This is a genomic window from Pseudomonas gingeri, from assembly GCF_013385635.1.
In the GTDB taxonomy this organism is placed as follows: Bacteria; Pseudomonadota; Gammaproteobacteria; order Pseudomonadales; family Pseudomonadaceae; genus Aquipseudomonas; species Aquipseudomonas gingeri_A.
On record NZ_JACAPR010000013.1, the window covers coordinates 289,109 to 298,835 of the forward strand.

6 protein-coding genes and 1 CRISPR repeat array (1 of these 7 only partly in view) are annotated in these 9,727 nt (G+C 59.9%); all 6 genes read right to left on the bottom strand.

The features are described from left to right. Window positions 1–727: a CRISPR direct-repeat array (repeat unit 28 nt; unit sequence TTTCTGAGCTGCCTACACGGCAGTGAGC); it begins 22 nt to the left of the window's first position. Between the two features lie 139 nt (window positions 728–866). Then, window positions 867–1,430, bottom strand: a complete 564-nt coding sequence (gene cas6f / locus HX851_RS42210) for a type I-F CRISPR-associated endoribonuclease Cas6/Csy4 (protein ID WP_177063960.1) — start codon at window positions 1,428–1,430, stop codon at window positions 867–869. Between the two features lie 3 nt (window positions 1,431–1,433). Beyond that, window positions 1,434–2,459, bottom strand: coding sequence for a type I-F CRISPR-associated protein Csy3 (csy3, locus tag HX851_RS42215; RefSeq protein WP_177063961.1), 1,026 nt, complete (start codon window positions 2,457–2,459; stop codon window positions 1,434–1,436). A 33-nt stretch (window positions 2,460–2,492) separates the two neighbouring features. Beyond that, a complete protein-coding gene (csy2, locus tag HX851_RS42220; RefSeq protein WP_177063962.1) occupies window positions 2,493–3,476 on the bottom strand; it encodes a type I-F CRISPR-associated protein Csy2 in 984 nt (327 codons plus the stop codon). After that, on the bottom strand, window positions 3,469–4,833 hold the full coding sequence (gene csy1, locus HX851_RS42225; protein ID WP_177063963.1) for a type I-F CRISPR-associated protein Csy1: 1,365 nt from the start codon (window positions 4,831–4,833) through the stop codon (window positions 3,469–3,471). The genes csy2 and csy1 overlap by 8 nt, the downstream gene beginning before the upstream one ends. A gap of 82 nt (window positions 4,834–4,915) precedes the next feature. Continuing rightward, complete coding sequence (gene cas3f, locus HX851_RS42230) at window positions 4,916–8,326, bottom strand: type I-F CRISPR-associated helicase Cas3f (RefSeq protein ID WP_177063964.1); 3,411 nt, start codon at window positions 8,324–8,326, stop codon at window positions 4,916–4,918. Beyond that, the gene (gene cas1f, locus HX851_RS42235; protein ID WP_177063965.1) at window positions 8,323–9,300 is read right to left on the bottom strand and encodes a type I-F CRISPR-associated endonuclease Cas1f; all 978 of its coding nucleotides are present in this window, start codon (window positions 9,298–9,300) and stop codon (window positions 8,323–8,325) included. Before cas1f ends, cas3f begins: the two co-directional genes overlap by 4 nt. Window positions 9,301–9,727 lie beyond the last annotated feature (427 nt).

A 9,727-nucleotide genomic window follows, 5' to 3' on the forward strand; every position in this document is an offset into this window, starting at 1 on the left:
GTGAGCTGCCGCTATAGCGGCTGACTTTGAAGGGGGAGTTTCTGAGCTGCCTACACGGCAGTGAGCCAACACATCCGCCCGCTCATCCGCTGCGGTCATTTCTGAGCTGCCTACACGGCAGTGAGCGTCGCTGGCAGTATGAGCAGCCCGCCGGTTCTTTTCTGAGCTGCCTACACGGCAGTGAGCCTCTGTGCCAGGCCAGAGCGACCTTGGGGGCTTTTCTGAGCTGCCTACACGGCAGTGAGCTTCACGCCAGTCGTCAACACAGCCACGTTGATTTTCTGAGCTGCCTACACGGCAGTGAGCGCTGCCTCGCACTCAGCCTTGTTCGCTAACATTTTCTGAGCTGCCTACACGGCAGTGAGCAAATGCCTATGCGGCGCCCGAGACTGGCGCAATTTCTGAGCTGCCTACACGGCAGTGAGCAAGGTGTCGATGTACTCATCCGTGCGCAGGTATTTCTGAGCTGCCTACACGGCAGTGAGCGCGCGCACAAGGCCGTGACGCCGGGATCGATGTTTCTGAGCTGCCTACACGGCAGTGAGCGACTACAATCAGCGTTATATCGTGTACCGCATTTTCTGAGCTGCCTACACGGCAGTGAGCTCTGGCGTCTGCGCGCGCAACAGGCTGCAGCATTTCTGAGCTGCCTACACGGCAGTGAGCGTTGAGGAAGTACGGCGATACCGATGCGTTCGTTTTCTGAGCTGCCTACACGGCAGTGAGCTAGACGACTTTCCCGGTAAAGCCCTGTCTGCAAAGGTAAATACTCGAGAAATGGGTCTTTACCCCTCTTTTTTGGCACCTTCGTAAGTCCTTGATTTTACGAAGGTGCCTGCCTCACTCAAAAAAGAGGGTCCAGAAGATCAGAACCAGGGGATGGTGGCGGTGCTGCTCAGACCGTAGCCGTTGAAGGTGCCCGCCTGGGCGGTGTCCACAATGGACCCGTGGCGAATGAACAGCACAAATGCCTGTCCGGTACCGTTGCTACGAAGGTTGACGAAGGGCAAGTTGCAGCGCTTGGCGGCGCTGTCCGGAATGCGCTCGCGGGCCTCTTGCTCACTGATGCCATGGCGCTTGATCAGGCGCCGGCGCAAGCGCTCCGGGTTGCTGTCCACCTGCACGCGACTGACCTGCCGGTAACGTACCTGCACCGGCACAATCGTCACCTCACTGAGTTGCACATGGTCCCGCATACCGGTCAGCCAGTTCAGCGCCAGCAACTGGCTCAGCGCCTCCCGATTACCATGCAAGCGCAAGTGACTGCCCAGGTGATGCCGTGCCGTCTCGATGTCGGGAAAGCTGATCCCCACATCATCGCGCCTCAGGTCATGCAGGCCCCGGTGCAGTTTGGACAACAGCGCGCTCATCAACTGCGTGGCCGCGAACTCCGGATCGGGCAGCAGCTTCAGGTCGATGTAGTGGTCCATGGCTTAGCCCGCCTCGCCGAAGACACCACCACGGATCAGGGTCGCAATCACAAAGTGCTGTTGCTCCAGCGCTGGTGCGTTGTCCTTGAGCACCCAGCCATCGAGCAGGGTGTAGAAATCGTCCTTGGTGCTGCGAGGCTGACGGTAGGCTTTGCCCTGGGTGGTGACCGAACCGTAGGGTTCGACAGCAATCGGACCATTGACGTCGGCCTCCTGGTACCAGGTGTCGATGCTACGAATGGCATTGCCGATTTTCTGCGAGTGCAAGCCCGCCACATCGTTGACGTGGTAGAGCGTCTTGCTCTTGTCGCCCCGCTCCAGAATCAGCTCCTGGGACGGAAAGACTTCCTGCCCGGCGCCCATGCGCACATAAGCCGTCACGCGCAGCAGCACATGCTGATTGCCTGCCAAGCCACCGGCGATCAGTTGCGTCAGTTCACCCAAGGCACCGGCGTTTTCAGCGCTGGTGTCGAAATTGCGCAGGGACAGTGCCAGTCCGTCGAAGCGCCACTGGGTTGCAGCCTTGCCATCGACCAGATGCGCGACTTCCACTTGCACCTGTTCGGCGCCGATACGGTTGCGCCACAAGAAACGGCCGTTGGCCAGGTTGTGGGCATAACGCCGCGCCAGCTCGGTAAAGCCATGGCTGTCGACATAGCCTTTCACGGTGTCGAGCAGTTTCTGGCGATAATCGCTGTCGTTGCAAGCCGAAGGCTGCCCGGTACCGGCCAGTACGCGCAGGGTGAAGCTCACACGCAGGGTGTCGGCATCGTGCGGCAAGGTCGCCACGTCCACGGTCTGCGGGTTGGGGTTCTTCATCTGCGCATCCAGCTTCGCCGGATCCAGGTCCTTGGTCTTCATGCGGTTGGAGATGGTGCCACGGACGGATTTCTCACGAACCGCCACGGGCTCCCAACGCTCGCGTGACTGCCAGTCGCCTGCGTGGAACAGGGCATCAGAAGGATCCAGCTTGCGTTCGAAAGCGAGAACCGAAGCGGTCTTGAGAGCGTCTTTAGTGTCTTTGGCCATGATCAAATACCTTTTAGGACAATGGGCTGAAAGTCAGTTGATTTCGTCAATGGAGGTCGAGCGGTAGTCGTTGCGGCAGCGGTAGCGCCCCTCTTCGGGTGCTGAGTCGGCGTACCACAGCAGCTGTTCGGCGCTGTGCAAACGATGCGGGCTGATCCACTCACCGACGCTGTAGAGGCTTTCAACGAAGCGGAATGGAGTTTGTCCGTCGCGGGAGTGAGCCACCGAACCTGGGGCTTGTTCGTCACCCAATGCGCCGTAACCCACGGGGATAGGCACGATCCAGCCCAGGCCCTTGCGGTCGTTAGCCCACTGGGCTTTGTCTTGCGACTCGCCTGTGGCGCACGTCCAATTGATTCGTGACAACGACAGCCAGGCTTCCAACTTCGAGGATTCCGGATCGAGCGCCTGCCGCTCCTGATGCCGCGTCTCCAGTAGATCGGTGCGGTCCACGAGGACAAAACCCGGTAGCAGACGTAGCTTGATCTGGCTGAACACGCCCTCATGCTCATCCTTATCGGGCGTGGAAACGATGTAGGGACGTTGTTTGCGCGGTGGTGCTTTAGAGGGAATCACACTGCCGCCAGCAATGCGCATCTGCGAAAGGATGTCGCGGACCTGGTGGGCGATTTTTTCCGACGCCTCCTGGCTGGCAGCATCCAAGGCAGCACTCTGCACGCCAAAGACCAGGCTGATTTCCAGATGAATACGCCCCTCCTCCACGATCGCCGCCGTGCTGCCATCGCGGTTGACCGGATTGCGGGTCAGTCGCAGGGTGTGAACGAAACCACCCGTGGTGATCTGCTCCTCATGACGGTGGGCGACCACAGCGGTGGCATTGAACTGCAGGTCCAACCCGGCGTCGCGCACCTTGCGCTCCAGCGCCCACATCACGCCCAGAAAAGCCGTGATCGAGGGAAAGCCATGAGTCAGCGGGCTGGACAGTGCGTTGGCGTTTTGTACCTGGAGATGAGGAATGACCAGCAGGTAGTCGAAGTGCGGGCATGCATCAGCCATGGGTGACCTCCTGCTTGTTGTCCGCGGGGATCACGGAAGCTTTGAACGGCATAGGGGATTCCGCCTCGATAATCGCCTGCTTGGCCCAGTTCTTTTGCTCCACGTCTCCGACCGGTAATTTCCGCTCCCGCAAAATGGCGTTGAGCCAAAGGCCGAAACGCTGGGCAACTTGATCAGGCCAGTCCTTCCAGGCGAATGCGGCGACAAAGGCTTGGTCTTCTTCGAGATGGTCTTCACGCGGGGGCAGTGAGATACGGTCCGGATCCAGCCACAGCTGTTCGCACAACGGCAGCTTGCACTCTGGGTCGCGACTCCAGCCGGCTCTGAAAATCTCGCGACTGGCGAGGCCGAAGGCCGCCAGTGATTGAACAATCGTCTCTTCAATCTGCTTGCGTCGATCACGGGTTTCCTTGATCGCCGCAGGGTCGCGTTCCAGCAATGAAAAAAGAGCCTGAAGCTGTTCTCTCACCCCGGGATAGTGATGAAATCGCTCCAGAGCCGATTCGATCTTCAGAAAGTTGCGCGGCCGATCCTGATCCCAGATCGGCGGGAGCGACGCCAGCAGATAATTCGTTCCGCCGCGATCACTGTTGAGCTGGCTGATGTTTTGCGGTTTGGTACCGCCCAGCTTGCGCATGACCAGGTTGCGATAGTCTCGATAAACCCCCTCGTGGGGCTCTTGCTTGCGCCTGGCCTGACGGGCGAGTTTGTTGGTTTCGCCAAAGCGCGCCGACTGAATATCCTGGTGCACAGCATGAGCCAGACTGCTGGCGAAAAGCGGTTGCAGCAGCTGAAAGTCGGTGTCGTCGGTGGGATCGCCATTCAGGCACCAGTACACCTGCTTGGCCAAGCCATGGGAGGCAAGGACGCTTGCAGGACGAATCAGGCTCTTGAACGCCGTGGCCCACTCCAAGGCCGTGGCCTCGTCGTTGTGTAGCGCGGCGAGCAGATCGGCATCATTCAGCAGGAACCAATCGAGCAGACGCTTGCCGTCGACCTCTCGCTTGAGGAACTTGTAGACGTCCAGCGCGGCGGCATTGCCCACGATATCGTCGGCGTACTGATCACCCAACACATGGGTGCCAATCTCTGCGTGCGACGGCAATGACTCGGGCGGAATGTGCAGGCTGCTGCCACGGGCATCCGGGTGAGTCGCCTTGAGCACGTGAGTAACGGCCTGAATTTGCGTCACCCGCCGGGCGGCATCGGCCAGCCAGGTGCCGTACTCATACTTGGCGGCTTGCGCACCATCGCCCTCGGCGTCCTTGAGCTTGGCGTCTTTACGCTCGTCGATAAAGGCGGCGATAGCACTACGAAAACGTGTGGTGCGTGGTATCTGATCTGATGTTTCATCCATGTGCATACCCATAATTGAATCGGCGTGGCGAATGCCAGGTCCTTTAACTGCACTTCATCCTCTGATCCAACAACCCTCCTCTTCAGGGTGCTTTATACCGGCCAAATCCCAGCACCGGGTGATACCGCCACCCGAAGGTGCTCTCGTACACACTGACTGCGGTGAATTTCTCGGCGCAGGTCCTCAGCGACAGATTTTGGGCATCGACCTGTTCGTTGAGCAGGGTCATCAGGTCGTGCCGCCCCCAGGGCTGGATACGTGGACCGAGCAGACGGTCCAGATCGATATCGGTGAGCGAACTCTGCGCAGTGGTGTAGATCGCCGGCACGCCCTTCCTGGCCTCTTCATGAATACGGTGCAGCACCAGTCCTTCCTCGTCGTCATCAGGCAAAAAGACCAGTTCGATTTCCTGGGCACTGTTGTCACGAAACGGTTGCTGCTGGGGTAGAACCCAGGTCAGCGCGGCCTGCGGAAACTGCCAGGCACAGGCTGCATCCATTCGTGGTGCCGTTGGTTTAACGCCGCGAGATGGGGGCTGAAGGTTGTCACGATCCTTGGGCAGCATCTGCTCGGCGAGTCGTGCGTGCTCCAGATCGACCAGACTCCGCTTGGCTTGCCAGTCCTGTGAGGGGCGGGGCTGTATGCGTGGCCGGGCCGTCACGGTTCGATATTCATCCTCATTGAGCAGCGTACCGAGACGATGCTCACTCAATCGGAAAGGATCACTTGGTTTACCGGCAGCATTTTCAAAGCCAGGCTTGATGAAGGCTGGGGCCTTCTGGCCCTGGCTGTCCAGTGGCCGCTCCAGGTGCCGCAGATTGGTGTCGAAGATAAGGATGTTCGGCGACTCACAGACCTGCTGACGGTGCCGTTGCACCCGCCCGGCCAACTGGATCAGCGAGCGCATGGACGAGGGCTCGACAATGGCCCAGTCATAGTCGTGATCCCGGCCCACTTCGGTCACGGGAGAGCCGAGCACCACGAACACGTGGTTGGCCTCCGGATGCTCGTCGATGGCCCGGCGAATCTGCGGCAGGTCGTACACGGCATCCCGGTTGCGGCGATTCAAAGCGCCGTCCAATTGAGCCTCGATGGCCGAACGGATCAACAGCGGAAAGCGCGCGTGATACACGCACAGGTGGATGCGATGGTCACTGTCAGCCCCCGCCTGAAACAGCGCCAGAGCCACCTCGAACAGTGGCTCGATATTGGCCATTCGCACCAGGCCGAAACTGATGCGCTTGCCGCTTCTGGGGCAGGTTTCGCCGTGCCGTGCGTGTGCCGTCAGCATCGCTGCGTGTACCTGGGCCGCAAACTCTCGGCGAATGGCCTCATTGCCCTTGCCCGTGGCGTTCAGGGGCAGCAACTCCCCCCAACGAAGCGCCGGTTCCTTTTCGAGTGCCTTGTTGCGCGCGTGGGCGAACTGCTGATGCTGCTCAACAAACTGCTGAGCCTCACGGCAGGTAGCAACCTGAACCGTGAACTCATCGACCCACAGGCAGGGGATATCGGGCATGGCCTCCTGCGCACCAGGAACACCGCGATTGCGTTGATAGTGCGCCCGCCCTGCCCTGTATGCCTGGAACATGCCGTCCAACAGTGCCGGAGGCAAAGTCGCCGAGGACAGCAGCACCCGCGTGCCCAGCAGACCGGCCCAGTGCATCAGCCGCGTCAGCGCGGGCAGGTCATCCAGATCAAAATCGTCCAACTCATCCAGCACCAGGTCGCTGCTGAGCAGCCGCAACATGGGTGCGATTTGCCGGCCGGAACGCTGGGCTTCGGTGGCCGGCATCAGGTGATCGATGGTGCAGACCAACATCGGCGCAGCCAGCAATGAACGGATATCAGGGTTGTCCATGGCTTTGGCGAGCAGACCGTGGTCGGCGATCTGGCCTTCGTAGAGAACATGACTGTCCTCATCGATCAGGGCCTGGCTTGAAGCGGAGCCCGTGGTTTCAGCCTGGGCTTGATAGAACTCGAAAAGTTTGCGGCTGGCGGCTCCGCCGACGCGTATGGCCAGCTCATCGTCCTTGAGATGCAGGTCCCGGCGATAGCTGGCGCCGGTCTGCTGGGTCAGGGTTCGCAAGCCCAGAGCAAAGGTGCAGCGCATCCCCTGCTGCGGATCGGATAGGGCATACATGATGCGTGCATTAGCAAGGGTCTTGCCGCAGCCGGTCGAGGCCATGTTAACAATAAAGGCACCCTGTTCCTGAGCCTGCGCGCGCAACCCGGCAGCAGCATCAGCGGACTTGTCTTGCCAACGGAAGCGATCGACCTTGCTGCGCCTGCGCAGGCCTCGGTGATTGGCAAGACGAGGCAGGTGTCGCTCGAAGCCTGGCAGACCATGGATGATGGTGGCCGTGAAGCGAGCGACGCCGAGCAAGTGCTCGTCCAATGCCTGTTTGAGGCTGCCGTCCTTGTCGGTGTTGGCAAATACTGAGTAACCGCGGTCACCCTGTACGCGTTGTGTAGAGTTGGCAGGTAACGCCGAGTAATGGTGATCGGCCAACATCAGGCTCATGCGCGCCAGGTGCATGACATAGGGGTTGGATAACCAGTCACCCTTGCCCGCCTTGCCGCACAACGCCAACAGATGGGTGGCAACCTTGGAGGCCTGAGCACGCCATTTGGGCAACGTGACCGGCAAGGTGCTTTTGATCTGCCAATAGGGGCCGATCTCGGCCTCCGTAGCCGGGCGCTTTATTTCATTCCAATCGTGGGTCACGCCGTCCAGCAGGTTGTTGAGCCTCTGCGGGGAGAAACCTTTGAAACGACTGCCCAGCGGCAGTTGGTGACCCTCGACAGGGTCATACACCGGCAACACCGGCAAGCGATGATGCGTGACCACCAGCCAAGCAATGGCAGCAGCCAGGGGCGGCAAATCGCGAAACGGTGGTGCAGCCTCTCCATCGAGCCCGTCACGCCGATAACGATCACCGGCCAGCCAGGTTGCATCGTCCTGCTCGCTGGGTTGTGCCAATCGCTGTAGCCACACCACATCAGGGTCCTGGCCGACAAAAGCAAGAAACAGGCGCAGGGATACCCACTCGTGGCGATATAGGTTCTTCTCTCGCACTGGCTTTTTCAGGCGCGTCTGGAACGCCACACTGGCCTTGCCCAAGTCATGCAGCAAGGCAGCCATTTGGGCCAGCAAACGAATGTCTTCGGCGGTGTGCCAATCGTTTTCATCGTCCTTGCGCAGCACGTTGCGGCGGGTGGTATTGGTGGGAACGGCGCCCTGCTCGTTGAAGCGACCGGCATCACCGACGATCCACAGCAGTTCGCTGTGATCAAGCCCCCTAATCCAATGGCAGGCCACAGCCGTGTTGCGTCGAGCCGTCTTCTTCAACAGCTGACGCAGGGTGTCCAGGCCGGCTTGGGTAATGGGAGTTTGCCAAGTGCGCTCACCGCGACGCTCGGCGAACTGATCCAGGATGCGTCGGCTTTCGACCAGGGCTCGTTTGTCACACTGGCAGATCAACAGGATATTCAAACCAGCGGCGTCCCCAACTGTTCGGCAATGCTCTTGAGGCTGTCGATCATGAAATCCAGGGCTTCACTGCGGGTCAGGTTTTCGATACAGGCCTGACGGAAGGTTTGCTCATCCTCCCCTTGCATGGCACTGATGAAGGCCTGCGGCAGAATCAGCGCATCTTTCACCAGATCCGCCACATCGAAGACCAGGCCACCGCGCCGGGTCTTACCATGCAGCACCGCCAGTCCATGAGGCAGCCCCAGTACCCAAGTTGCTGTCGCACCCAGGCCGTAGGCGAGGTAATTTCCGTGGTCGAGAAAGTTGTTCGCCGGGTCGCCACCGCTGCCACGCTTGGCTCGCGTGAAATCACCGTAGCTCGTGGCCGTAGCTGCCAGCTTGAACAGGCGCTTGGTCAGGCGTGCTTCTTCGGTGAGCAGGAACGCATGGTCGGGGGCAGCGTTCAAGGTCGCCAGGGACTGCGCCAGGACGCTGGAGAGCACGTCAGGATCGACCTGAAAACCGGCCTTGCTGAATGCCGGGCGATTGCACCAATGCTGCTGGATGAACTCCAGGCGCAGCCGCTGAAACGCTTTTGCCGCCTCAAGGCGCCGCACCTCATCGAACCAGAACGAGACCCAGCGTTGCAGGTATTCAGTGGGGCGGTATTCACTTTGCGGCGAGAACCAGGCCACCTCGATATCGATCTCGTTGGCACTGAACAGCGGCGTACCCCCTCCTCCGCAAAAGCCCACCAACACCCCGGCCCGGGCCAGCTCACGCATCGCCGCCTGGGTCACCGAGGTTCCGGTCCCCAGCAATACGGTCGTGGTGTTGGCAATGGGGATGTTCCAGTAGAGCGATTGCTTGCCGGCGTCGGTCACATACTCGACCCGACCGCCATTGACCAACACCCGGCAGTGCTGCAGGTAGTAGATATTGGCGCGTTTGGAATGCAGGATCGTCTTGAGATCGGAGGAGCGGATTTCTTCCATGAGCGAGCAGCCGATTACATCAGTTTAATCGTTGAGCAGGGTTATAACTGAAAGGATGGCAATGTGCCAACAGCCACAGGTACAACCACATGCTGCCCGACTTGGCTTTTCGGCAACCGTTCGTACTGCCGAACCACCGGTCTGCAGGTGTTAAGCCAAGCCACGCCGTCATGCTGCCTATGCGACAGCGCGCTCGCTATAGAGAATTCTCTAATATGTCCTTATATTTCTGCGCCGCTTATGCGGCGGTACGTGCGCCACCTCGGTGAACAGCAATCCGCCTTTTTTCTGAGCTGCCTATGCGGCAGTGAGCGCTCAGATGGTTAGAGCGTCCGACTCATAATCTTTCTGAGCTGCCTGCACGGCAGTGAACGGCAGATCAATGCGAACAAGGCGGTAATGACTCTTCTGAGCTGCCTGCACGGCA